Source organism: Frateuria defendens (genome assembly GCF_001182895.1).
Classification (GTDB): domain Bacteria; phylum Pseudomonadota; class Gammaproteobacteria; order Xanthomonadales; family Rhodanobacteraceae; genus Frateuria_B; species Frateuria_B defendens.
In genome coordinates this window covers 1-24,581 of the sequence record NZ_LFQR01000006.1, presented here as the reverse complement: position 1 = coordinate 24,581, position 24,581 = coordinate 1, and the positions used below count along the sequence as shown (strand labels likewise).

Annotated in this window: 21 protein-coding genes; 12 read left to right on the top strand and 9 right to left on the bottom strand. The window is 70.4% G+C overall.

Annotated elements, in window-relative coordinates; translation table 11 throughout:
- Positions 1–135 precede the first annotated feature (135 nt).
- The gene (locus tag ACH65_RS01645; RefSeq protein WP_049620832.1) at positions 136–735 is read left to right on the top strand and encodes an HNH endonuclease; all 600 of its coding nucleotides are present in this window, start codon (positions 136–138) and stop codon (positions 733–735) included.
- 75 nt (positions 736–810) lie between these two features.
- On the opposite strand, the gene ACH65_RS01640 is transcribed toward ACH65_RS01645, so the two are convergent.
- Positions 811–1,257, bottom strand: coding sequence for a low affinity iron permease family protein (locus tag ACH65_RS01640; RefSeq protein ID WP_049620831.1), 447 nt, complete (start codon positions 1,255–1,257; stop codon positions 811–813).
- A gap of 121 nt (positions 1,258–1,378) precedes the next feature.
- On the opposite strand from ACH65_RS01640, the gene dxs reads away from it, so the two are divergent.
- Positions 1,379–3,268 carry a 1-deoxy-D-xylulose-5-phosphate synthase gene (gene dxs / locus ACH65_RS01635; protein ID WP_049620830.1) on the top strand — a complete coding sequence of 630 codons (1,890 nt, stop codon included), beginning with the start codon at positions 1,379–1,381 and terminating at the stop codon, positions 3,266–3,268.
- Between the two features lie 255 nt (positions 3,269–3,523).
- Here the strand turns inward: dxs and ACH65_RS01630 are convergent, their stop codons facing one another.
- Positions 3,524–4,516 (bottom strand): LysR family transcriptional regulator, encoded by a 993-nt coding sequence (locus ACH65_RS01630; RefSeq protein ID WP_049620829.1) that lies wholly within the window; start codon positions 4,514–4,516, stop codon positions 3,524–3,526.
- 271 nt (positions 4,517–4,787) lie between these two features.
- Between ACH65_RS01630 and ACH65_RS18425 the strand changes: the two genes are divergently transcribed.
- The 4 genes from ACH65_RS18425 (at position 4,788) to ACH65_RS19525 (ending at position 9,328) form a co-directional block, all read left to right on the top strand.
- A complete protein-coding gene (locus ACH65_RS18425; protein ID WP_053096111.1) occupies positions 4,788–5,369 on the top strand; it encodes a sugar dehydrogenase complex small subunit in 582 nt (193 codons plus the stop codon).
- 59 nt (positions 5,370–5,428) lie between these two features.
- Complete coding sequence (locus ACH65_RS01620; RefSeq protein ID WP_049620828.1) at positions 5,429–7,039, top strand: GMC family oxidoreductase; 1,611 nt, start codon at positions 5,429–5,431, stop codon at positions 7,037–7,039.
- Between the two features lie 11 nt (positions 7,040–7,050).
- Positions 7,051–8,505 carry a c-type cytochrome gene (locus ACH65_RS01615; protein WP_237561414.1) on the top strand — a complete coding sequence of 485 codons (1,455 nt, stop codon included), beginning with the start codon at positions 7,051–7,053 and terminating at the stop codon, positions 8,503–8,505.
- 487 nt (positions 8,506–8,992) lie between these two features.
- A complete protein-coding gene (locus tag ACH65_RS19525; RefSeq protein ID WP_153242422.1) occupies positions 8,993–9,328 on the top strand; it encodes a carboxymuconolactone decarboxylase family protein in 336 nt (111 codons plus the stop codon).
- Between the two features lie 16 nt (positions 9,329–9,344).
- On the opposite strand, the gene ACH65_RS01605 is transcribed toward ACH65_RS19525, so the two are convergent.
- From ACH65_RS01605 to ACH65_RS01590, 4 genes are all read right to left on the bottom strand, one after another.
- Positions 9,345–10,409 (bottom strand): NAD(P)-dependent alcohol dehydrogenase, encoded by a 1,065-nt coding sequence (locus tag ACH65_RS01605; protein WP_049620827.1) that lies wholly within the window; start codon positions 10,407–10,409, stop codon positions 9,345–9,347.
- A gap of 26 nt (positions 10,410–10,435) precedes the next feature.
- Positions 10,436–11,590, bottom strand: a complete 1,155-nt coding sequence (locus ACH65_RS01600; protein WP_161805573.1) for an MFS transporter — start codon at positions 11,588–11,590, stop codon at positions 10,436–10,438.
- Between the two features lie 389 nt (positions 11,591–11,979).
- Positions 11,980–12,810, bottom strand: coding sequence for a peptide chain release factor N(5)-glutamine methyltransferase (gene prmC, locus ACH65_RS01595; protein WP_049620825.1), 831 nt, complete (start codon positions 12,808–12,810; stop codon positions 11,980–11,982).
- Between the two features lie 277 nt (positions 12,811–13,087).
- Complete coding sequence (locus ACH65_RS01590; protein ID WP_049620824.1) at positions 13,088–15,769, bottom strand: M1 family metallopeptidase; 2,682 nt, start codon at positions 15,767–15,769, stop codon at positions 13,088–13,090.
- Positions 15,770–16,224: 455 nt separating this feature from the next.
- Between ACH65_RS01590 and ACH65_RS01585 the strand changes: the two genes are divergently transcribed.
- A complete protein-coding gene (locus ACH65_RS01585; protein WP_049620823.1) occupies positions 16,225–17,205 on the top strand; it encodes a LysR substrate-binding domain-containing protein in 981 nt (326 codons plus the stop codon).
- Between the two features lie 27 nt (positions 17,206–17,232).
- Here the strand turns inward: ACH65_RS01585 and msrA are convergent, their stop codons facing one another.
- The 3 genes from msrA to ACH65_RS01570 all read right to left on the bottom strand — a co-directional run bounded on the left by msrA (position 17,233) and on the right by ACH65_RS01570 (position 18,866).
- On the bottom strand, positions 17,233–17,889 hold the full coding sequence (gene msrA / locus ACH65_RS01580; protein ID WP_049620822.1) for a peptide-methionine (S)-S-oxide reductase MsrA: 657 nt from the start codon (positions 17,887–17,889) through the stop codon (positions 17,233–17,235).
- Between the two features lie 59 nt (positions 17,890–17,948).
- On the bottom strand, positions 17,949–18,467 hold the full coding sequence (locus ACH65_RS01575) for an adenine phosphoribosyltransferase (protein WP_049620821.1): 519 nt from the start codon (positions 18,465–18,467) through the stop codon (positions 17,949–17,951).
- Positions 18,468–18,590: 123 nt separating this feature from the next.
- Positions 18,591–18,866, bottom strand: a complete 276-nt coding sequence (locus ACH65_RS01570; protein ID WP_049620820.1) for a putative signal transducing protein — start codon at positions 18,864–18,866, stop codon at positions 18,591–18,593.
- Positions 18,867–19,078: 212 nt separating this feature from the next.
- On the opposite strand from ACH65_RS01570, the gene ACH65_RS01565 reads away from it, so the two are divergent.
- The 5 genes from ACH65_RS01565 to ACH65_RS01545 form a co-directional block, all read left to right on the top strand.
- Positions 19,079–20,137: a diguanylate cyclase gene (locus tag ACH65_RS01565; RefSeq protein WP_049620819.1), complete on the top strand. Its 1,059-nt coding sequence runs from the start codon at positions 19,079–19,081 to the stop codon at positions 20,135–20,137.
- Positions 20,138–20,210: 73 nt separating this feature from the next.
- Positions 20,211–21,980 (top strand): glutamine--tRNA ligase/YqeY domain fusion protein, encoded by a 1,770-nt coding sequence (locus ACH65_RS01560; RefSeq protein ID WP_049620818.1) that lies wholly within the window; start codon positions 20,211–20,213, stop codon positions 21,978–21,980.
- Positions 21,981–21,982: 2 nt separating this feature from the next.
- Positions 21,983–22,540 carry a nucleoside deaminase gene (locus tag ACH65_RS01555; protein ID WP_049620817.1) on the top strand — a complete coding sequence of 186 codons (558 nt, stop codon included), beginning with the start codon at positions 21,983–21,985 and terminating at the stop codon, positions 22,538–22,540.
- On the top strand, positions 22,537–23,241 hold the full coding sequence (locus ACH65_RS01550) for a TVP38/TMEM64 family protein (RefSeq protein WP_049620816.1): 705 nt from the start codon (positions 22,537–22,539) through the stop codon (positions 23,239–23,241). Before ACH65_RS01555 ends, ACH65_RS01550 begins: the two co-directional genes overlap by 4 nt.
- Positions 23,242–23,419: 178 nt before the next feature.
- Positions 23,420–24,581 (top strand): sigma-54-dependent transcriptional regulator (locus ACH65_RS01545; RefSeq protein WP_049620815.1); only part of this gene is annotated, 1,162 nt, incomplete at its 3' end.

Sequence of the window (24,581 nt, the reverse complement as noted above, 5' to 3'; positions counted from 1 at the left end):
CGGTGGTCGCGAATGGACGCCTTTAGCCTGCACCGGCAAAGGCTTGCACGGGAATTGCAATATGTTTTGGTCTATGCTGGGCTCGATACGACATCGCTTGGACGCTCTCTTCACTTAACGGGAAGGACGCAAGACATGCTGATGGAAGTAACCCGCCGGGCCAATCTGCACTCGACCCGCGTGCTGTCCCTGGACGCCGCCGGCCGCATCCTCGACTGGATCAGCTGGCAGGAGGCCGTCTGCCTCTACGTCCGCGAGGCGGTGGCCTGGACCCTGGGCGATCCCTGCCTCACCGTGCACGGCGGGCACAACCGCGAGCTCGGCGAGCAGAGCCGCATCCACGTGCACCCCATCGTCGCCAGCACCGGCCATTGCCGCGACCACGCGGTGGACCCGGCCCCCACCCTCACCAACACCGCGCTGTTCGCCCGCGACCGCTACCTGTGCCTGTACTGCGGCAACCACTACAGCCGCGGCGAGCTGACCCGCGACCACGTGCAGCCGGTGTCCAAGGGCGGCCGCGACGAATGGGAGAACGTGGTCAGCGCCTGCATGGCCTGCAACCTCAGGAAGGGCAGCCGCACGCCGCAGCAGGCCAACATGCCGCTGCTGGCGGTGCCCTACCGCCCGAGCTGGGTGGAGCACCTGATCCTCTCCAACCGCAACATCCTGGCCGACCAGATGGAATTCCTGGTGAGCCACCTGCCGCGCCACCGGCGCGCGGCGATGGCCTGAGGCCTCGCCCGAATCCCCCGCGCACGGCGGGCCCTGCGCCCTCTGCGCCGCCCCCGGCTCAACCAGCTCAACCGCTCAACCCGGCGGCGGCCGGCCACGCCGGCCGTGATGGCCGCTGTGGTCGATGTTGTCCTCGATATCCTGCTCGATCACGTCCAGCGTGTCCCGCGCCCGGCGGGCCAGCTTGCTGTAGTGCTCGCGGATGCGGTCCAGCGCCTGGTCGTCCAGCTCCTCCAGGTTGAGCAGGGCGTTGTGGGCGCGGCTGGTGCGGATCAACTCGTCCAGCTTGATCTGCAGCGCCGCGGTGTCGCGGTTCTGCGTGTTCTGGATCAGGAACACCATCAGGAAGGTGACGATGGTGGTGCTGGTGTTGATCACCAGCTGCCAGGTGTCGCTGAAGTGGAACAGCGGGCCGGTGAGGGCCCAGGCCCCCACCAGCACCACGGCGGTGGTGAACGCGCTGGGCCGGCCGGCGTGGCGAGACGTGGCCTCGGCGAAGCGGCGGAACAGGCGCTTGGACATGGCGGCAGCTTACTCGAACGGCGGCAGGCCGGCATGCCTAGGCGGCGTGAAAGGCCGCCCGCCTGCGCCCGTTCACACCGCTGCCCTTGCCCCGCCCCCTCGCTGGGCCAACAATATGCCGATGATCGACTCCACCCGCTTTCCCCGCCTGGCGCACATCGACGGCCCGGCCGATCTCCGCCGCCTGCCCGACGACGCGCTGCCCGCCGTCGCCAATGAGCTGCGCCAGTACCTGATCGAATCCGTCGCCAGCTCCGGCGGCCACTTCGGCGCGGGCCTGGGCGTGGTGGAGCTCACCGTGGCCCTGCACCACGTGTTCGACACCCCCGCCGACCGCCTGGTGTGGGACGTGGGCCACCAGTGCTACCCGCACAAGATCCTCACCGGCCGCCGCGACCGCATCACCACGATCAAGAAGAAAGGCGGCCTGGCGCCGTTCCCGCACCGCGAGGAGAGCGAGTACGACAGCTTCGGCGTCGGCCACTCCTCCACCTCGATCTCGGCCGCGCTGGGCATGGCCATCGCCGCCCAGCGCAAGGGCGACCCGCGCAAGATCGTGGCGGTGATCGGCGACGGCGCGATGACCGCCGGCATGGCCTTCGAGGCGCTCAACCACGGCGGCGACGTCGAGCCGGACATGCTGGTGATCCTCAACGACAACGGCATGTCGATCAGCGAGAACGTGGGCGGCCTGACCAAGATGATGGCCCGCGCCATGGCCAGCCGCACGCTCAACACCTGGCGCGAGCGGGCCAAGCGGGCGATCCCCAAGCAGTCGTTCATGGGCCGCTTCTTCCAGCGCTGGGAGGAACACGCCAAGGGCATGTTCGTGCCCTCCACGCTGTTCGAGGAACTGGGCTTCCACTACACCGGCCCGATCGACGGCCACAACCTGCCGCAGCTGCTCGCCGCGCTGCGCACGGTGAAGGACTTGCCCGGTCCGCGCGTGCTGCACGTGATCACCACCAAGGGCAAGGGCTACGCGCGCGCCGAGAAGTCGCAGATCGAATACCACGCGGTGGGCCCGTTCGACCCACTGGCCGGCGTGGTGAAGAAGGCCGGCCCGGCCAAGCCCACCTATACCGACGTCTTCGGCGACTGGCTGTGCGACATGGCCGCCGCCGACGAGCGCCTGCTCGGCATCACCCCGGCGATGCGCGAGGGCTCGGGCCTGGTGAAGTTCTCCAAGCGCTTCCCCGAGCGCTACTTCGACGTGGCGATCGCCGAGCAGCACGCCGTGACGCTGGCCGCCGGCATGGCCTGCGAGGGCGCCAAGCCGGTGGTGGCGATCTACTCCACCTTCCTGCAGCGCGCCTACGACCAGGCCATCCACGACGTGGCGCTGCAGAACCTGGACGTCACCTTCGCCATCGACCGCGCCGGCGTGGTCGGCCCCGACGGCGCCACCCACGCGGGCAGCTTCGATCTCAGCTTCCTGCGCTGCCTGCCCAACATGGCGATCATGGCGCCGGCCGACGAGCGCGAGTGCCGCGCCATGCTCAGCACCGGCTTCCTCCACGACGGCCCGGCGGCGATTCGCTACCCGCGCGGCGTGGGCCTGGGCGTGCCGGTGTCCGGCGACCTGGAGACGATCCCCTTCGGCAAGGCCGAACTGCGCCGGCGCGGCCGCGGCATGGCCTTCCTCTCCTTCGGCGCCATGCTGGCGCCCGCCGCCGCCATGGCCGAGGAGTTCGACGCCACCCTGGTCAACATGCGCTTCGTGAAGCCGCTGGACGAGGCGATGATCCTGGAGTTGGCGCAGGGCCACGACGCCTTCGTCACCTTCGAGGACAACGCCGTGGCCGGTGGCGCCGGCTCGGCCGTGGCCGAGTGCCTGGCCGCGCACGGCATCGTGATGCCGATCCTGCACCTGGGCCTGCCCGACACCTACCTGGAGCATGGCAGCCGCGAGGAAGTGCTGAGCATGGCCGGCCTCGACCTGCCCGGCATCCGCAACGCCATCCGCGCCCGCTTTCCGCAGGCGGCGGGGCGGGTCAACGTGGCGGGCTGAACGCGGGAGGGCGGCGGCCTCGATGCCGTGACCCTCGTCATCCGCCCCCGCGCCACCCGCGGCGCATCGCAAAGCGCTGCTGCCCATCCGGACGGCGGCTGACGACGCACCGGCCAGGGCTTCGCAGCGCGCTCCTCTGAGCCTGCCCTCGATCCCCACGAGTGCCTCGCCCCGTCCTGCCCTGCAGGGCGCTTTCGCGCGACCGCGGCGCGGCGGCGTTATCGCTGCGCAGGCTCGGTGCGCGTGCACGCGCCGCTACAGCGATCGCCCTTGCACGTTTGCGACGCCGGGGGCATGAACGGGCTCCTGGGCCAGCACCGGCGCGCGCCGGCCCTCGTCCATCCAGTCCAGCACCGGGCTGGCCGCCAGCCGCTCGGCCAGGAAATCGATCAGGGCGCGCAGCCGCCCCGACAGCGGCCGCGGCCCGGGCACGTAGACGGCCTGGATCGGCGCGGTGGGCGAAGTGAACTTGGGCAGCACGTCCACCAGGCGGCCGGCGGCGAGGTCCTCGGCCACGTCCCAGATCGATTTCAGCGCGATGCCGGCGCCGGCCAGCGTCGCCGCGTGGGCCACCTCGCCGTCATTGGTCTGGAACGCGCTGCTGCCCACGTTGACGGCGACCGGCTCGCCGCCCACCCGCGGCTGGAAGCGCCACAGGCTGATCGGCGGGTCGCCGGGCAGAATGCAGCGGTGCCCGGTCAACGCCTGCGGGTTGGCCGGCAGGCCATGGTTGCGCACGTACCCGGGCGAGGCGCAGGGTACGCGGCGATCCGGCACCAGCATGCGTGCGGCCAGCGTGCTGTCCACCAGCGCGGCCTGGCGGATGGCCAGGTCGTAGCCGCCCTGCACCAGGCTGACCAGCGCGTCGGTGGAGGTGAGGTGGATGCGCAGCCGGGGATAGCGCAGCCCGAACTCGGCCAGCAGCGGCGCGAGGTGGCGGCGCGAGAACGGCAGCGAGGCGGTCACGCGCAGCTCGCCCGCCAGCTCGCCGCCGCGCTGCACCGCCTCGCGCGCCTTCTCCAGCTCGTCCAGGATCACCCGGCAATGCGTGGCGAAATCGCTACCCTCGGGGGTCAGGTAGAGATGCCGGGTGCTGCGCTTGACCAGGCGCACGCCCAGCGCGTGCTCCAGTCGCGCCAGCTGCTTGGACACCGCCGCCGGCGACAACCCCGTGTCGCGTGCCACTTCGAGCAGGCTCTGCGCCTGCGCGATGCGCACGAACAGGGCCAGGTCCTGCAGATGCTCCACCGCTTTTTTCCATTTCGAAAAAAGTGAATTTAGCTCAAAGCGCTTATCCGGCACCGCCTGCGGGCGCTACCATGCGCCGGCCGCCCTCCGGCGGCTGTCGATTACTCCCACCATGGTCTTCCGCCCATGCGCCCTCGGGCCGCATGCCGGGTCAGTGTTGCCCATTGCCGCCAGGGACGGCGTCGAAGCTAAGGAGGTGTGAGCGAACGGCCGCCAGGAGGCCGGCCCCGCGTCGTCGACGCGGGCGTTCCCTCCAAGCCATGGGACCCACATGACCGACGCCTACGATCCGGTTCTCCCCCACGCCGATGCCGCGGACCCGCGCCGGCGCGCCTTCCTCACCGCCACCCTGTTCGGCGCCTCCGCCGCCGTGCTGGCCACGGCGACGCCGGGCTGGACCTCGTCGCTGCATGCGGCGCCCGCCGCGGGAGCTCTCGCGCCGGAAGGCTTCCTCGCGCTCTCGCGCCTGCTCACTGCGCATCCGGAGCTCAACCCCGACCTGGCCGATGCGGCCTGGAGCGCCCTGGTGGAGCGTGAGCCGGACTTCGCCGCCCGCTTCACCGACCTGCAGCGCGCCGTGGACGCCGCCGGCCTGCACGACATGCGCGATTTCGGCGCCTCGCCGGTGGCCGCCGACGCGGCCCTCAAGCGCACCGCCGTCGCCATCGTCGGCGCCTGGTACCTCGGCCGCGTGGGCGAGGTGAAGCCGCGCTCGGAGGACGGCCCGGCCTTCATCACCTACACCGGCGCACTGATGTGGCGGCCCACGCTGGACGTCACCGTGATCCCCACCTACTCGCGCGGCCGCCCCGGTTTCTGGGCCGAAAAGCCCGCCACGCTCGCCACCGACTGAACCGGCGCGGGCGCCGCCTCCGGCACCCGCCGCGTCACCGCAACAGGGAACCAGGCACCATGGCAAACACCCAATACGACGCCGACGTCATCGTGGTCGGCTCCGGCGTGATCGGCAGCCTCGCGGCGCACGACCTCGCCAGGCACGGCAAGGCCGTGATCCTGCTCGAGGCGGGTCCGCGCGTGCCGCGCTGGAAGATCGTCGAGAGCTTCCGCACCTGCGCCAACGTCAGCGCCAACAACGGCAACCGCAACCAGCCCTACCCCAACGAGCCGTGGGCGCCCAGCTCGTTCACGCCCGGCTACATCGAGAGCACCGGCCCGGTCGACTACATCCCCGGCATGCTGCGCCTGGTCGGCGGCACCACCTGGCACTGGGGCGGCGCGTGCTGGCGCAACCTGCCCAACGACTTCAAGCTCAAGAGCCTCTACGGCGTGGGCCGCGACTGGCCGATCGGCTACGACGACCTGGAGCCCTGGTACTACCGGGCCGAGGTGGAGATGGGCGTCTCCGGCAGCGACAGCGACGACTACAGCGGCCACGGTGGCGCCTCTTATCCGCCGCGCAAGCAGCCCTACCCGGTGCGGCCGCAGGCGCTCAGCTACTACAGCCAGCGCTTCAAGGAGCGCGTGGCCGAGGGCGGCTACCACTTCACCTACCAGCCCAACGGCCGCGCCACCGACCCCTACGACGGCCGCCCCGCCTGCGTGGGCAACAACGACTGCTCGCCGATCTGCCCGATCGGCGCCCAGTACAGCGGCGACCGCCACGCCACCAAGGCCGAGCGCGCGGGCGCCAGGCTGATCCCCAACGCGGTGGCCTACAAGCTGGAGAAGGGGCCCGACGGCAAGAAGATCGTCGCCGTGCACTACAAGAACCCCAAGGGCGAGAGCACCCGCCTCACCGCGCGCTACGTCATCGTCGCCGCGCATGCGCTGGAGACGCCGCGCCTGCTGCTGATGTCCGAGGTGGCCAATTCCTCCGGCCAGGTCGGCCGCAACCTGATGGACCACAACGCCTTCTCGATGGTGCTGCTGGCCGACGAGCCGCTGTGGTCGGGCCGCGGGCCGGTGCAGCAGGGCGACATCCTCAACTGGCGCGACGGGGCGTTCCGGGCCAGGCACGGCGCGATCCGCCACGAGATCGGCAACTTCGTCGGCAACGTGCCGATCACCGAGCGCCTGCTGAGCCAGGGCGTGATCGGCCCGGAGCTGGACCGGCAGATCCGCCACATGGCGGCGCGCTGGACGCCGCTCTCCTCCAACATCGAGATGCTGCCCGAGCCGGGCAACCGCGTGGCCCTCAGCAGCACGCGCAAGGACGCGCTCGGCCTGCCCACCATGACGGTGCACTACGACGTCAACGACTACGTGCGCGCCGCCGGCGAGGTGGTGAAGCAGGACTACGCCAACTTCCAGAAACTGCTCGGCGCCGAGGTGTTCGACAAGAACGTGGCCGTGTGGGAGAACCGCGACCACCCGATGGGCACGGTGATCATGGGCACCGACCCGAAGGACTCGGTGGTGAACCACGAGTGCCGCACCTTCGACCACGACAACCTGTTCCTGGCCACCACCGGCGTGATGCCGGCCTCTGCCGCGAACAACCCCACCATGACCGGCTGCGCGCTGGCCTTGCGCTCGGCGGCGATCATCCGCCAGGAACTGTGAGGAGCGCCGCCGTGACGAACCGCATCTTCCGACTCGGCCTCGGCCTCCTGCTCGCCGGCCTCGCCTCATCCGCGCTGGCCGCGGCAACTCCCGACGCCGCCCTCGCCCCGCGCGGTGCCTACGTCGCCCGCGCCGCCGACTGCGCGGCCTGCCATACCGCGCCCGGCGGCAAGCCCTACGCCGGCGGCTACGCCATCGCCTCGCCGCTGGGCGCCATCTACGCCACCAACATCACACCCTCGAAAAACGCTGGCATCGGCAACTGGAGCGAAGCGCAATTCGCCCGCGCCGTGCGCGAGGGCGTGGCGGCGGACGGCCATCGCCTCTATCCAGCGATGCCCTATGCCGAGTACAGCGGCATGACCGACGAGGACGTGCATGCCCTCTATGCCTACCTCATCACGCAGGTAGCGCCGGTGGACAAAGCACCGACGCAGCGCACGCAGCTCGGCTTTCCCTACAACCTGCGCAGCCTGATGGCCGGCTGGAATCTGCTGTTCCTCGACAGACAACGCAACACGCCCGCTGCCGGCGCCAGCCCGCAGCTCGCGCGCGGCCGCTACCTGGTCGACGTGCTCGGCCACTGCGGCAGCTGCCACACGCCGCGCAACCTGTTCATGGCCTCCGACCGCGGGGCCTACCTCGCCGGCGGCGACGTGGACGGCTGGCACGCGCCCAACCTCACGTCCGACCCGGTGAGCGGCATCGGCGGCTGGAGCGAAGACGAGCTGGCCGGGTTCCTCAGGAACGGCCACGCGCCGGGCAAGGCGCAGGCCGCCGGCGGCATGGCCGAGGCGGTGGAGCACAGCCTGCGCTACTTGAGCGATGACGATCTGCACGCCATTGCCGCCTACCTGAAGTCGGTACCGGCCAAGGCCAGACCGGGCCAGACGCAACCCGCCTATACCTTCGGCCAGACCGCCGAACGGGCCTACGACTTCGACAACGCGCAGAGCGCAACCACCCTCGCGGCCATCGGCAAGGCCCGCGCCGCCGCGGCCGATGTCGAAGCTCAGCGCAGCAACGTGGCCGGCGTCACCGACGGCGCCATCCTGTTCGACAGCGCCTGCGCGAGCTGTCACCAGCCAAGCGGCAGCGGCACCGCGGATCACTACTACCCGTCGCTGTTCCACAACACCGTCACCGGCGCCGCCACGCCCAACAACCTGGTGATGGCGATCCTGCGCGGCGTCAGCCGCCAGGGCGCCGATGGCGCCGCCTTCATGCCCGGCTTCGCCGGCGACATGGACGACGGCCAGGTCGCCGCCGTCGCCAACTTCGTCGCTGCCCACTTCGGCAACCCCGCCCTCACGGTGACCGCCGGGGAGGTTGCCCAGTTGCGCGTGGGCGGCCCGGCGCCGGCTATCCAGCGTGCGATGCCGTGGCTGATGGGCGGCGCGATCCTCGTGGTGCTGCTGGCGATCGCACTGGCCGCGCGCCTGGTGCGGCGAAAGCGAAGCCCCTGAGCCGCGATGGGAAGGCTCGCCCGCGGCGGGCCTTCTTTTTTAGGACGCATGGACTGTCTATCCTCCCTTGGTATTTGAGTCGTGATTGAACGGGTTATGGCACTCTGGGTGCACGCGATTACCTGATCGCTTCACACCAACGATTGACCATCAGGGGAACGATGATCGGGATGGAGTGGTTGACCGAGGATGGGCATCCAGAACGCAAGACTCCGCCCATCGCCAAACAGCGGGTGATACAAGACGGTCATGGCCTCGATGAAGAGAACGGCATCAGTCGTAGCCGGGGCCAGTGAGTTTTCACAACGCCGATCCGAAACCTTTCGCCTGGCACAAGAGCGCCGACACCATCTTGGCATCCGTCGCTCGCGCCGCGGCCAAACTTACTTAATATTATTTATGAGACCCTACACTAGGGGGAGGTCGATCTACCACGCCGGCCCTCAATCCTTACCTTCTCAAATTTCCAAGAGATAAGGGGGAGGCATTGCTGGACACAGGCACCGCCAACCAGACCCGGCTGTCGGACGGCCCCGTCGCGGGGCCGCTGTTCGATTTTGCCCCCGCCATCGACCAATACCTCAAGACCCATTTGTTCGGCGACATCTTCGAGCGCGACAATCTCGACTGGCAGAGTCGCGAACTGGCGACCCTGGGCATGCTCTCCGCCCTGCCGGGGGCCGAGCCGCAGCTGCGGGCGCACGTGCGCATCAGCTTGAATGTCGGGCTCGGTTCCGGCCAGTTGCGTCAGCTTGTGCGAGTGCTGGCCGAACGCGTGAATGCCGATGAGGCGGGGCGTTTGGAGACTGCACTGAGACAGTAGCTCGCCGGCGAGGCGGTTATGGCACGGAGGACGCTTCCAGCGTAGCCATGTCGATGACGAAGCGGTAGCGCACGTCCGAACGCTCCATGCGGTGGAAGGCCTCATTGATGTCCTGGATGGCGATCGTCTCGCACTCCGGCAGGATGCCCTTCTCGGCGCAGAAATCGAGCATCTCCTGGGTCTGGGCGATGCCGCCGACCGGGGTGCCGGTGACCTTGCGGCGGCCGAACACCAGCGGCGCACTGTCGAAGCCCTCCATCGCGCCGATCTGGCCGACCATCACCAGGGTCGCGTTGAGGTCGAGCAGCGGCAAGTAGGGCTTCAGGTCGTGCTTGACCGGAATGGTGTCGATGATCGCGTCGAAGCCGTTGGCTGCCGCGGCCATCGCTTCGGCATCGGTGGACAGCAGCACCGCGTCCGCGCCGAGCGCATGGGCTTCGGCGGCCTTGCCGGCGCTGCGGCTGATCACGGTGACGTGCGCGCCCATGCCGTGAGCCAGCTTGACCCCCATGTGGCCGAGGCCACCGAGGCCGATGACCGCGACCCGGGTGCCCGGACCGACGTTCAGCGCGCGCAGCGGGGTGTAGCAGGTGATGCCGGCGCACAGCAGCGGCGCGGCGCGGGCCATGTCGAGGCTGGCCGGCACTTTGAGCACGAAGCTCTCGCGTACCACGATGTGCTTGGAGTAGCCGCCGTAGGTGACTTGTCCGTCGCGGCGATCGCGGCCGTTGTAGGTGACGGTGACGCCTTGGCGGCACAGCGTCTCCTCGTGGGCCTGGCACTGGTCGCACTCGCCGCAACTGTCCACCAGGCAGCCGACCGCAACCAGGTCGCCGACCTTGTGGCCGGTGACGGCGCTGCCCACCGCGCTGACCTTGCCGACGATCTCGTGGCCGGGCACGCAGGGGTACAGGGTGGGCGCCCAGTCCCAGTCGCCGCGGGTCTGGTGCAGGTCGGAGTGGCACACACCGCAGTAGAGGATGTCGATGGCGACGTCGTCTGCGCGCAGGTCGCGGCGGTCGAAGGAGTAGGGAGCCAGGGCGGAGTGGGCGTCCTGTGCGGCGTATCCGATGGTGCGCATGGTGGTGATTCTCGGGTTGGGATGGATCAGACGGAAGATGCGGGTTGTCCAGGAAAAGCGTGCCGTACGCTTTTCGCGACCACGGCCAGAGACAGGCAGACGGATATCAGCGAGAACAGCTCCAAGCCGGCGACGCTGGAGGTGCCGAGCAGCAGCCCGCCCATCGCGCCGCCGCCGAAGATGCCCAGGTTGTAGATGGTGACGAGCATGGCCGTGGCCAGTTCGGCATTGCCGGTTGCCACGCGTCCCGTTGCGGACTGAAAAATGGTTGGCATCACGCCGAACGAAGTGCCCCAGGCGAACAACGCGACGCATGCCAGCACCAGGTGGGGATCGGCCGAGAGGATCAGCATCATGATGGCGGTGCAGGTCAAGGCCGTCATCGCCAGCGTGCGTTGCCGCTGGTCGACGAGGCGGCCGGCCATCAGCACGCCGACCAGCGCGCCGGCACCGAACAGCAGCAGCCCCTGCGCGGTGCCGCGGGGCAGGCGCAGCGCCTGCGCGAGCGGTGCCATGTAGGTGTAGAGGGTGTAGTGCGCCAGGATCGCGCAGAGCGTCGCCAGCAGGATCGGCCGCAGGCCCGGCGTACGCACGACCACTCGGATCGAGGCGCGTGCCTGCGCGTGCTCGCCTGGGGCTGGCGGTACGCACGCCAATACCCAGGCGATGACCAGCAGCGCCACCAGCGACAGCAGGCCGTAGCTGTAGCGCCAGCCCAGCAGGTCGCCCAGCGCGGTTCCGAGAGGCAACCCCGCGACCATGGCGACCGTGCTCCCGGCCAGGGTGATGGCGACCGCGCGCCCCATGTTTTCGGCCGCGACCAGGCGCATCGCATAGCCGCAGATGACCGGCCAGATGATTCCGGCGGCTAGTCCGGCCACCACTCGGGAGGCCAGCGTCAGTGCATATGACGAGGACAGTGCCGTGATGGTGTTGGCGATGGCGAAGCTCAGCACCAGGGCAATGTAGAGCGGCTTGCGCGGCAGGGTCCTGGTCAGTGCAACGATCGGGATAGCCGCCGCCGCGGAGGCCAGGGCGTAGACCGATACCAGCAGGCCGATGCCGGCTGGCGACTGCTTGAGACCTTCCGCCATGGCCGGCATGACCGCCGCCGGCATGGTCTCCGTAAGGATTGTCAGGAATGCGGTCGTTGACAAGACCAACAGCTTGTCGAGAGGCAAGCGGCCCTCATGCGCACTAGACATGCTCCACCATGCTTTTCCTTGGAATGAGCATCATCGGCACCATCGCGATGTGCATGGGAGTAGCGCAGGTTATCGGCAACGCCATGATCGCGGTACGGACGATCGGTGGATGCAGGCATGAATGGGATTGATGAGTTGCCGTCCAATGAAGTGAATCGGGAGGGATTTCGAGCGATTTCGAACGTCTATTTTTTTGATGGTCGGCGGCGCAGGGCGATCAGACGGCCATCTGGCAGGATGGCAGGCAGGCGTGGCGCCTTCTTACCGTCGAGCCACGCGTCGGCCTGCCCAGGCCGATGCCGCCGCACTCCTGAAGGCCGCGTCCCTCCCCGATGCGAGCGCCGCCGCTCCCATCCACGGGCCGCTCACGGCCCCGGCATGCGCCCGCCGCTGACCCGGTCGCGCCGTTCCAGGTCCTGTGCGGTGAACACCTCGGCGTAGCCCGCCGCCTGCAGCAGCGCGCGCGCGGCCTCGCCCTGGTTCCAGCCGTGCTCGAACAGCAGCCAGCCGCCCGGCTCGAGGTGCGCGCGTGCGTCGGCGACAATGCGGCGGATCGCATCGAGGCCGTCCGTGCCGGAGGCGAGCGCGGCCATCGGCTCGAAGCGCAGGTCGCCCCGCCCCAGGTGCTCGTCGGCGGATTCGATATACGGCGGGTTGGACACGATCAAGGCGAAGCGACGGCCGGCCAGCGGCGCCAGCCAGTCGCCCTCGGCGAACTCGACGTTGCGCAGGCCCAGCCGCCCGGCGTTGCCGCGCGCCACCGCCAGCGCCCCGGCGCTGGCGTCGGTGGCGACCACGCGGGCCCGCGGCCGCTCGCTGGCGAGCGCCAGCGCGATGGCGCCGCTGCCGGTGCCGAGGTCCGCCACGCTCGCCGCCGCCTCGCCCGGCAGGCGCGCCAGGGCCAGCTCCACCAGCAGCTCGGTCTCCGGCCGCGGGATCAGCGTGGCCGGCGTCACCGCGAGATCGAAGCTCCAGAACCCGCGCCGGCCGGTGATATAGGCCACCGGCTCGCCGCCGGCGCGACGCTCGACCAACGCCGCATAGGCCGCCGCCTGCGCCGGGTCGAGCGCATCGTCCGCATGCGCGACCAGCCAGCTGCGCGGCTTGTCCAGCACGTGCAGCAGCAGGACCTCGGCATCGACGCGGTCGCCGAGACGCTCCACCGCCGCGGCCAATATCCGACGGACCTCAGCCATGGTTGTCGATGCGCTCTACGCCACCGGCATCACCAGCCCGGCCCCCGTCGCCCGCACGTATTCCGCCAAGGCAGGCTGCAGCAGCAAACAGAGAACTTCGACGAGACAGCATGCATCGGCCCCTGGTGATGACAAATCAGCAACAGTGTAAGCCCGTCCTGGCGGCCGCCCGCGAAATCCCGGTAAGCGTAAAGACAAAAGAAAACACCGAATGGCAAACGCCATCCGGTGTCTGCCGGGCCGATGCCGTGCGCATCGGCCCGGTTCCAGGCAAACCTCAGCGCAGGATCGACGCCGGATCCTGCTTGCCCTTGAGCGCCGCGCACAGCAGGGTGGCCTCGGTGGTCTGGGCCAGGCCGCGTTCGGCGCCGGTGACGTCCTTGGCGCGGGTCTTGAAGAACGCCTGCAGGCGGTCGGCCTCGGGCTGCGAGCAGCCGCCGCCGCCCATCAGGGCCGGCAGGCGGCCGCCGGCGAAGCTGCCGGTGCGGCCCACGATCTTGTCGTAGTTGGCCACCGACCAGTTCCACACCGCATCGCGCTGGGCCTGGGTGTCGCGGCCTTCGCGCAGCAGTGCGGCCATCTCGCCCACCTTCACCTGCTTATCCAGGGCGAAGTTGCGCACCTGCTCGGCCAGGGCCGGCGCGTCGGCGGCGGCCAGGCCGGCGAGGATGGCGTTGCGCTGCGCCGGGTCGCTGGTCTTGGGCAGTTCGGCGATCAGCGCGTCGACGGTGCTCTTGCCGTGCTCCTGCACCGCCACGCCCAGCGCCGCGCCGAGCAGGTCCGGGTCGGCGGCGGCGAGGTCGAGATGGCCGTCCTTCGTCTTGAGCGCGGCATCGCCCTGCTTGAGCAGCGGGGCGCGCACCTCCGGCAGCTTGTAGCCGAGGCCGAGCCGCTCGGCCAGCGTGCTGCGCAGCAGCGAGTCGCCGTCGGCCTCGCCCGCCTTGCGGGCATAGCCGAGGGCTTCCAGGCGCGGCAGGTAGGCGCTCTTCACCCAGGCGACGATGCGTGCGCGCTGGGCGTCGGTCTGCGCCGCCTGGTGGTAGATCCAGTCGACGGTGCCGAGCGGCGCGGTGGCCACCTCGCGCGGCTTGGCGGCGGCGAGCGGCTCGAGCGCGGCCAGCACGTCGCCGGCGGTGAGGTCGCCGTGGCGGAAGGCGGCGTTCACCGCGTCGGCGTAGGCCAGCTGCTCGGCGTCGTCGAGCTTGCCGATCTGCTTGCCGAGCGCGGCGAGGTCGGCCTTGGCCATGCCGAAGCGGTAGTAGCCGCTGCCGTTGGCGTTGGGCAACACCCAGGTCGAGGGGCTGGCGCCTTCCAGCACGATCGCGCCCTCGGGCTTGTCGAGCAGCTCGCAGCTCACCTTGCTGCCGGAGGCCACGCCGTAGCGCACGCACATCGGCACGCCCCACACATGGTTGGCGTCGCCCTTGCTGCCGTAGGGCAGGTAGCGGCTCTGCTTGAGCTCCAGCACGGTCTTGCCGCCCTGCTGCGCGAGATGGGTCTGCACGTAGGGCACGCCGGGCTGGTCGAGGAAGCTGCGGAAGGCCTGCTTGAAGTCCTGCCCCCTGTCGGCGGCCTTGGCGATGGCGTCGATCAGGTCGTCGGCGGTGGCGTTGCCGTACTTGTGCTGCTGGATGTAGCCACGCATGCCCTGCCGGAAGGTGCCCTCGCCCACGTAGCCCTCGAACATGCCGAGCACGGCGGCGCCCTTCTGGTAGGTGATGGCGTCGAAGGCGGTCTCGATGTCGCCGTTGCCGGTGATCGGCTGGCGGATCTTGCGCGTGGTGACCAGGCTGTCGCCGTTCATCGCCATCTGCGCCCCGCGCACGCGGTCGAGGTCGGCACGGTATTCGGGGTGCACCTTCTGCGTCACCTTCTGCTGCATCCAGGTGGCGAAGGCCTCGTTGAGCCACAGGTCGTCCCACCAGGCCATGGTCACGGTGTCGCCGGTCCACTGGTGGGCCAGCTCGTGCGCGGTGACGTTGAAGGAGCCGCGCACGTACTGCGCCGGGGAATCCGGATCGAGCAGCAGCAGCCAGTCGCGGAAGGTGACGAAGCCGGGGTTCTCCATCGCGCCGGCGGAGAAGTCCGGCGCGGCCACCAGGTCGAGCTTGCCGAAGGGATAGCCGAAGCCGTAGTAGTCCTCCAGCGTCTTGATGATGCTCGGCGTCTCGCCCAGCACGTGCTGCATGCGATGGCCCTCGCCGCGCGCGGCCACGCCGCGCAACGCGATCGCCTCGCTGCGGTAGCTGTCCGGCTGGATGGTCGGGCCGGGCTGCAGGTCCCACGGACCGACGCCGAAGGCGACCAGGTAGGTGGGCAGCGGCGGGGTCTGGGCGAAGTCCAGCGTCTTCCAGCCGGCGCCGGCCGGCGTCTCCTTGACCTGCTTGGTGTTGGCCACGCCCACTTCGTCGTTGGGAATGGTGAGGCTGATGGTGTAGGGCGTCTTGAAGTCGGGCTGGTCGAAGCCGGGGAAGGCGTAGCGCGCGCTGATCGGCTCCATCTGCGTCATCGCATAGGGTTCGCCCTTGTGGCTGACCTTGTACAGGCCCTGCAGCTGCTGGTTGAGCGGCGCGCTGTAGTCGATGGCGAGCGTGATCGCCTGCGGCTTGAGCGTGGCGCCGAAGTCGATCCGAACCACGCCCTCCTTCGGCGCCGCGTCCACGTACTTGCCCGCGCGCGACTTGCCGGCCGCGTCGGTCACGGTGACCTTGGACACCTTCAGCTCGCGCCCGTGCAGCCACACGTGGTCGGCGGCCTGCTTGAGCTCCACCTTGATGGTGGTGGTGCCGGAGAAATCCTGCTGCTTGGGATCGACCTTGAAGGCGAGCCGGTACTGCTCCGGCACCGCCCAGCGCGGCAGCTTGCCGTGGGGCACCTCATCGGCGGGAGCGGCGGCGAATGCCGCGCCGCAGCAGGCGGCGAGCGCGGTGAGCACGAGGGGGCGGACGAGACGGCGCATGGGGACTCCCAGGGTGGGGCAAAGGAGGGCCACGCTAGGTCGGCCATGACTTGCGACACAGTGCCAAAAGGCATGGTCGCCCGGCGGCCTGCCGCCCTCCTGCCCGCACCGGGTCGCGCGGCGGCGGAGCTTGGCTTGATCCGGGCCGGCCCCATTACGTCTACGCTTTTCCCTGGCATGCACGGCCCGGCGGCTCCTTTCCGCGCGCCGCAGGGTTCGCAGCTCGTCCCGCGACTCGCCGACACGAAAAACCGGGAATAAAAAAACCGGCGTCGAAGCGAAGCTTCGCGCCGGTTCGGAGTGCCGCGCGCCGAGGGAGGGGGAAAGCGCGCGGAACGGGCAGGCTCGTAGGGGCTGCGAGCCGCTGCTAAAGCTACGCGCCCGAGCCGCATTGTTCTAATTGATTGATTGCATCACAATCATAGCCATCAACTATTGATTTAGGGGCAAGCACCATGAACCTGCGTGACCTGCACTACCTGGTGGCCCTGGCCGAGCACCGCCATTTCGGCCGAGCCGCCGAGGCCAGCTTCGTCAGCCAGCCCACCTTGTCCACCCAGATCAAGAAGCTGGAGGACGAGCTGGGCGTGCCGCTGGTGGAGCGCACGCCGCGCAAGGTGCTGCTCACCGAGACCGGCCGGGAGATCGCCCGCCGCGCCCGCGGCGTGCTGGCCGAGATCAACGAGATCAAGGCGATCGCCCAGCGCACGCGCGACCCCGAGTCCGGCACGCTGCGGCTGGGGATCTTTCCCACCCTCGGCCCCTACCTCTTGCCGCACCTGGTGCCGCTGGTGCGCGAGCGCTACCCGCGTCTGGAACTGCTGCTGCGCGAGGAGAAGACCGAGCAGATCATCAAGCTGCTGCGCGAGGGCTCGCTCGACGCGGGCATGCTCGCCCTGCCGCTGCACGAGGACAGCCTGCACGCGGAGTTCCTGTTCGAGGAGCCCTTCGTGCTGGCCGTGCCCGAGCGCCATCCGCTGGCGCACCACCACGGCCGCCTCAAGCTGGCCGACCTCGAGGACCAGAACCTGCTGCTGCTGGAAGACGGCCACTGCCTGCGCGACCAGGCGCTGGAGGTGTGCCAGCTCGCCGGCGCCAGCGAGAAATCCGGCTTCCGCGCCACCAGCCTGGAGACGCTGCGGCAGATGGTGGCGGCCAACGTCGGCATCACCCTGCTGCCCACCCTGGCGATCAAGCCGCCGGTGCCGCGCACGGACAACGTGCACCTCTTGGAATTCGCCGGCCATCCGCCGAGCCGGCGCATCGCGCTGGTGTGGCGCAAGAGCTCCTCGGTGGGCGCCTTCCTCACCCGCTTCGCCGAGGTCATCCGCAGCCTGCCGCCCGAACTGCTGAAGCCCGAGGGCCAGGCCGCGGCGACGCACGACAAGCACGACAAGCACGACAAGCACGACAAGGCCGTGCATCCGGCGCCGTAGGCGTCCGCCGCGGCGCGGGCGCGGGGCTCAGCCCGCCGCGCCCAACCCCACCGGGCAGCTCACGCCGGTGCCGCCCAGGCCGCAATAGCCGGCCGGATTCTTGGCGAGGTACTGCTGGTGCTCGGCCTCGGCGTAGTAGAACGGGCCGGCCGGTGCGAGCTCGGTGGTGATCGCCCCGTGGCCGGAGCGCTCGAGCTCGGCCTGGTAGCGCCCGAGCGACGCGCGCGCCGCCTCCAGCTGCGACGGATCGGACGTATAGACGGCCGAACGGTACTGCGTGCCCACGTCGTTGCCCTGGCGCATGCCCTGGGTGGGATCGTGGTTCTCCCAGAACACCTTGAGCAGCGCGTCGAAGCCGACCTGCGCGGGGTCGTAGACCACCTGCACCACTTCCGCGTGCCCCGTCAGCCCCGAGCACACCTCGCGGTAGCTGGGGTTGGGCGTGTAGCCGCCGGCGTAGCCCACCGCGGTGGTGAGCACGCCGGGCAGGCTCCAGAACTTGCGCTCCGCGCCCCAGAAGCAGCCCATGCCGAACAGCGCCGTGGCGCTGCCGGGGAACGCCGCCGGGTCCAGCGGGCGGCCGTGCACGAAGTGCGCGTGCGCCGTGTCGATGGGCTGGCCGCGCCCGGGCAGAGCCTCTTCGCGGCGGGGCAGGCGTTGTTTCCACGCACCGATGCCGAGCATGACGGTTCTCCTTCGATAGTCGAGAGGTTCGCCCGCCGGGTGGATCGGCACGGACGGTTTCAGTAGCGCACCAGCGCGCGCAGCGGCGAGGTGCCGTTCCAGCGCTTGCGTCCCTGCATGGCCTCCAGCTCGATCACTACGCAGGCACCGGCCAGCGCGACGCCGAAGCGTTCCACCAGCGCCCGCGCGGCGGCCAGGGTGCCGCCGGTGGCGAGCACGTCGTCGGCGAGCAGCACGCGCTCGCCGGGCTTGAGCGCACCCTCGCGAATCTGGAGCCGGTCGACGCCGTATTCAAGCTGGTAGCGCTCCTCCACCACCGGCGGCGGCAGCTTGCCCGGCTTGCGCAGCGGCACGAAGCCGGCGTTGAGCTTCTGCGCCAGCGCGGCGCCGAAGATGAAGCCGCGCGATTCGATGCCGCACACCGCCTGCACGCCCTGCCCCAGCCAGGGCTCGGCCAGCGCGTCGATGCAGCGCGCGAAGGCGCCGGCGTCGGCCAGGAGCGGGGTGATGTCGCGGAAGATGACGCCCGGGGTGGGGAAATCCGGCACCTCGCGGATCAGCGTCTGGAAGTCCTGCATGTCTTGGCTCCCCTCGGGCCGGCCGCACGCCGGCCCGCATTGGTGATGATCGCCGCGCACCGCCCGCGCCGGCGCCTCGGGGCACCGGCGGGCGTCGCTGGCATGGATGGAAAGCGCGGCGGCTCAGCCTGCGCCGAGCGCCGCGCCGTCGAGGCCGTCCCAGTCGGCGATGGCCACGCGGGCCTCGGCCAGGTCGTCCGCGACGCGCCGCACGATCGCCTCCGCCGCCGCGATGCTGGCCTCGGGCACCATCACGGCGAGGTAATCGAGCGCGGGCAGCTGGCCGATGCCGCCGGTCAGGTATTCGCCGGCGACGAAGGCGGGGATCGCCTCGCGCTCCAGCGCGTCCTTGACCAGGTGGGCATCGATCAGGTTGTCGGCTCGATAGGCGATGCGCATGGCCCACGCTACCGCCGCCGCCCGGCGCGGCGCAAGCGCGGCGGCGCGCGCTGCGCGGGGATGCCGCACGCGGCCGGGCGGGCAAGACCGGGCGAGGGCCGCTCGCTCCGGTGCTTTCGCCCACACCGTTTCGCGGGGCTACCGGGCAGCCCGTCACAGACTCTAAAGTCGGCGCCACCCAGACTTCGACTGTCACCACGGGGAGAGGCGTCATGCCGGCCGCGCCGCGGGACGCGCAACGCAAATTCGTCGCCCAGGTCTACCGCCTGCGCATCCTCGGCCTGGGGCTGGGCACCCTGCCGGTGGCCGGCGTGCTCTACCAGCAGCAGGCGGCGTGGTGGCTGTGGACGCTGATCGCCCTGAACGGCTACGTGTGGCCGCACGTGGCCTACCTGCTCGCCGCCCGCAACGAGCACCCGCTGCGTGTCGAGCGGCTCAACCTGATTCTCGACGCCGGCTTCGGCGGCGCCTGGGTGGCGATGATGCAGTTCAACCTGCTGCCCAGCGCGCTGCTGGTGACCATGCTGGCGATGGACCGCATGAGCGCCGGCGGCTGGCGGCTGCTCGGCCCCTCGCTGGCGCTGCAGACGGCGGTCTGCCTGCTGGCGGCCTGGCTGCAGGGCTTCCCCGTGCAGCCGGTGAGCGACATGTTGAATGTCCTTACCTGCCTGCCGATGCTGGTGATCTACCCCATCGCGCTCAGCCTGGCCAACTTCGCGCTGGCCCAGCGGGTGCGCCAGCAGAACCGCCTGCTCGACCAGCTGAGCCGCACCGACCCGCTCACCGGCCTGCCCAACCGCGCGCACTGGCTGGAGGCGGCCGCGCGCGAGCTGCAGCGCTTCCAGCGCAGCCAGCGGCCGGCCACCCTGATCCTGCTCGACGTCGACGGGCTGAAGCCGATCAACGACCGCGCCGGCCACGCCGCCGGCGACGCGCTGCTGTGCCGCTTCGCCGGCCTGCTGCGCAACAGCCTGCGCGACGTGGACACGCCCGGCCGCCTGGGCGGCGACGAGTTCGGCATCGTGCTGCCCGAGACCGGTATCGCGCGCGCCGCGGAAGTGGCCGAGCGCATCCGCCGCCAGGCCGAGCATCTCGGCGTCGACAGCAGGCATGGCGCCTGGACGCTGAGCCTGGGCGTGGCCGAGCTCGGTGTGGAAAGCGCCGACGTGAACGACTGGATGCACCGCGCCGACCTCGCGCTGTACCGCGCCAAATCGCAAGGCCGCAACCGCGTGTGCGTGGCCGGGCGGGCGACCTCGCCCGCCACGTAGACGCAGGCTGGGCCAGCCGGCGCACGGGCGGGTAAACTGGGACGTTTCAGCCACCGCCCGCGAGCTTCGCCCGATGCCGATCGAGACCCCCGCCGCCGACTCCGCCGCCACTGCCGCCCCGGCCGAGGGCCAGCGCGACTTCGTGCGCCAGATCGTCCGCGACGACCTCGCCAGCGGCAAGCACCGGGCCATCCGCACCCGCTTCCCGCCCGAACCCAACGGCTACCTGCACATCGGCCATGCCAAGGCGATCTGCCTGGACTTCGGCATCGCCCGCGAGTTCGGCGGCTGGTGCAACCTGCGCCTGGACGACACCAACCCCGGCAAGGAAGACCCCGAGTTCGTCGAGGGCATCAAGGACGACGTGCGCTGGCTCGGCTACGACTGGCACGACCTGCGCCACGCCTCGGACTACTTCGAGGTGCTCTACCGCTCGGCGCTCAAGCTGATCGGGGACGGCAAGGCCTACGTGGACGACCTCTCCGCCGACGAGCTGCGCGACTACCGCGGCACGCTCACGGAGCCGGGCCGCAACTCGCCCTACCGCGAGCGCACCGTCGCGGAGAACCTCGACCTGTTCCAGCGCATGCGCGCCGGCGAGTTCGCCGACGGCAGCAAGACGCTGCGCGCGAAGATCGACATGGCCGCCGGCAACATGAACCTGCGCGACCCGGCGCTGTACCGCATCCGCAAGGTCGCCCACCAGAACACCGGCGACGCCTGGCCGATCTATCCGATGTACGACTTCGCCCACGCGCTGTCCGACGCGATGGAAGGCATCACCCACTCGCTGTGCACGCTGGAGTTCGAGGACCACCGCCCGCTGTACGACTGGTGCGTGGACAACGTGGACCTGCCCGCGCACCCCGAGCTGTGGCAGTCGGTGGTGGAACAGGCCGGCATCCGGACCATCCCGGCCAAGCCGCGCCAGATCGAGTTCTCGCGCCTGAACTTGAGCTACGCCATCACCAGCAAGCGCAAGCTTGCCCAGCTGGTGAACGAGGGCCTGGTGGACGGCTGGGACGACCCGCGCATGAACACCCTGCGCGGCCTGCGCCGGCGCGGCTTCACCCCGGCCGGCATCCGCCTGCTGATCGAGCGCGTGGGGGTGAGCAAGCAGAACAGCGTGATCGACTACGCCGTGTTCGAGGGCTGCATCCGCGAGGATCTCGACGCCACCGCCGCGCGCCGCATGGCCGTGCTCGACCCGCTCAAGCTGGTGATCGCCAACCTGCCCGAAGGCCACGAGGAAACCCTCGTCTTCGCCAACCACCCCAAGGACGAGGGCTTCGGCACCCGCGAGGTACCCCTCGCCCGCGAGGTGTGGATCGAGCGCGAGGATTTCGCCGAGGTGCCGCCCAAGGGCTTCAAGCGCCTGGTGCCCGGCGGCGAGGTGCGCCTGCGCGGCGTGGGCATCGTCAAGTGCGAGGAAGTGGAGAAGGACGCCGAGGGCAACGTCGTCGCGCTGCGCTGCACGCTCGATCCCGACTCCCGCCACGGCCTGCCCGGCGCCGACCGCAAGGTGAAGGGCACCATCCACTGGGTCAGCGCCAGGCACGGCGTGGCCGCCGAGGTGCGCCTGTACGACCGCCTGTTCAACGTGGCGGCGCCCGACGACGAGAGCGACGGCAAGAGCTGGCTGGAGCACATCAACCCCGAGGCCAAGCGCGTGGTGCACGGCTGGCTGGAGCCGGCCGCCGCCGCCGTGGAGCCGGAGCAGCGCTTCCAGTTCGAGCGCCTGGGCTACTTCGTGGCCGACCGCGTCGAGCACCGCGCCGACGCGCCGGTGTTCAACCGCACGGTAACGCTGCGCGACACCTGGGCCCGGCAGGCGGGGGCGTAAGCATGCAGCCGTTGCAGATCCAGCTCGCCCTGCCCGCCTGGGTCACGGACGTGGCCGACTTCGGGCGCCTCTACCGCACCGACGAGGAGCGCGTGGGCCTCGCCATCGCGCTCTCGCGCGAGAACGTGGCGCGCGGCGACGGCGGCCCGTTCGGCGCCGCCGTGTTCGATCAGGAGGGCCGCCTCGTCGCCGCCGGCGTCAACCGCGTGGTGCCGCAGAGCTGCTCGGTGGCGCACGCCGAGATGATGGCCTACATGAGCGCGCAGCAGCGCCTGGGCACGTTCCGCCTCAACGAGGCCGGCGGCCGCTACACCCTCGCCACCAGCGCGCAGCCGTGCTGCCAGTGCTACGGCGCCACCGTGTGGGCCGGCGTCGACGAACTCTTGATCGGCGCCCGCGCCAGCGACGTGGAGGAACTCACCGACTTCGACGAAGGCCCGCTGCCGGTCGACTGGATCGGCGAGCTGGAGCGCCGCGGCATCGCCGTGCGCTACGACATCCTGCGCGAGGAAGCCCGCGCGGTGCTGGCCGACTACGGCGCCAACGGACCGAACTATTGAGCCGGCTGCGCGCCGTCCTGCCCCTGCTGTTGCTGGTGGCCGCCGGCATCGCGCTGTACGCCTCCGGCGTGCTGAAGCCGCTGCATCCCGAGCAGCTGGTCGCGCACCGGCAGGAGTTCGAGGCCGGGATCGCCGCCCATCCCTGGCTGAGCCGCGCCGCCTACGTCGGCCTGCTGACCCTGGCGATGTCCACCGGCATCCCCGGCACCATCGTGATCATCCTCGCCGGCGGCTTCGCCTTCGGCCGCGTGGAAGGCACGCTGTATTCCTCCATCGGCCTCACCCTCGGCTCGCTGGTGCTCTACCTCGCCAGCCGCTACGCCTTCGGCAACGGCAGCCGCCCCCCGCCGCCCCTGGTGGCGCGCCTGCACCACGGCTTCGAGCGCCACCCGACCGGCTACACGATGTTCGTGCGCTTCGTGCCGATCGCGCCGTTCGGACTGGTCACCATCTGCCTGGCCTGGCTGCGCTGCCCGCCGTGGCTGTTCCTGGCCGCCACCTGGCTGGGCGGCACCACCTCGCTGGTGTTCGAGACCTCGGTGGGTGCCGGCCTGGGCGACGCGCTGGGCCGGAGCCCGCACCTGGGCCTCGGGCTGCTGCTGCACCGGGAGGTGCTGCTGCCGCTGGCGGCCATCGCCCTGCTGGCGCTGCTGCCGGTGGGGGTCAAGCACCTGCTGCGGCGAAGGGTGCCGCGGGGGTAATGGGCTCCGGCCTGGGGCGACTGCGGCCATCGCACGGCCCAAATCGCACGGCGCACATGCGGCGACCGGGCGTTGGCGCGGCCTCGGCGGCCCCGGTCCTGTCCTGCCCGCCTTTGCCCCCCACCGAGGCCGCGGGTATCCTCGTCCCGCCCTCCCTTCCCTTCACCGCCCCGAGCCCATGAGCCCACAGACCGTCCTGGTCATCGACGACGAACGCGACATCCGCGAGCTGCTCACCATCACGCTCGGGCGAATGGACCTCAAGGTCGATGCCGTCGGCACCGCGAGCGACGCGCGGCACGCACTGTCCGAGCGCAGCTACGACCTGTGCTTCACCGACATGCGCCTGCCCGACGGCGACGGCCAGCAGATCATCGAGCTGATCGCGGCGCAGTACCCGGACACGCCGGTGGCGATGATCACCGCCTACGGCAACGTGGACGCGGCGGTGAACGCGCTCAAGGCCGGCGCCTTCGACTTCGTCTCCAAGCCGGTGGACATCCAGATGCTGCGGCGGCTGGTGCGCACCGCGCTCAAGCTCACCGAGGAGCGCCGCACCGGCGCCGCCGCCGCCGGTGCCCGCGACCGCCTGATCGGCGCCTCGGCGGCGATGCAGCAGGTGCGGCACACCATCGCCAAGCTGGCGCGCAACCAGGCACCGGTGTACATCGCCGGCGAGTCGGGCGTGGGCAAGGAGCTGGTGGCGCGGCTGATCCACGAGCAGGGCCCGCGCGCCAACGGGCCGTTCGTGCCGGTCAACTGCGGTGCGATCCCCTCCGAGCTGATGGAGAGCGAGTTCTTCGGCCACCGCAAGGGCTCCTTCACCGGCGCGCACGTCGACAAGGAGGGCCTGTTCCAGGCCGCCAACGGCGGCACGCTGTTCCTCGACGAGGTGGCCGAGCTGCCGCTGCACATGCAGGTGAAGCTGCTGCGCGCGATCCAGGAGAAGGCGGTGCGCCCGATCGGCGCGCGCGAGGAAGTGCCGGTGGACGTGCGCATCCTCTCGGCCACGCACAAGAACCTCGGCGCGCTGGTCGAGCATGGCCAGTTCCGCCAGGACCTGTTCTACCGCATCAACGTGATCGAGCTGCGCGTGCCGCCGCTGCGCGAGCGCCGCGGCGACGTGCCGCTGCTGGCCGAGTTCATCCTCGGCCAGCTGGCCGCCAAGAGCGGCGCGGCGCCGGGCAAGCTGCAGCCGGACGCGCAGCAGGCGCTGGAGAACTACGACTTCCCCGGCAACGTGCGCGAGCTGGAGAACATCCTCGAACGCGCGATGGCGATGTGCGACGGCGAGCTGATCACCGCCGCCGACCTGATGCTGCCGCAGCGCGCGCTGCGGC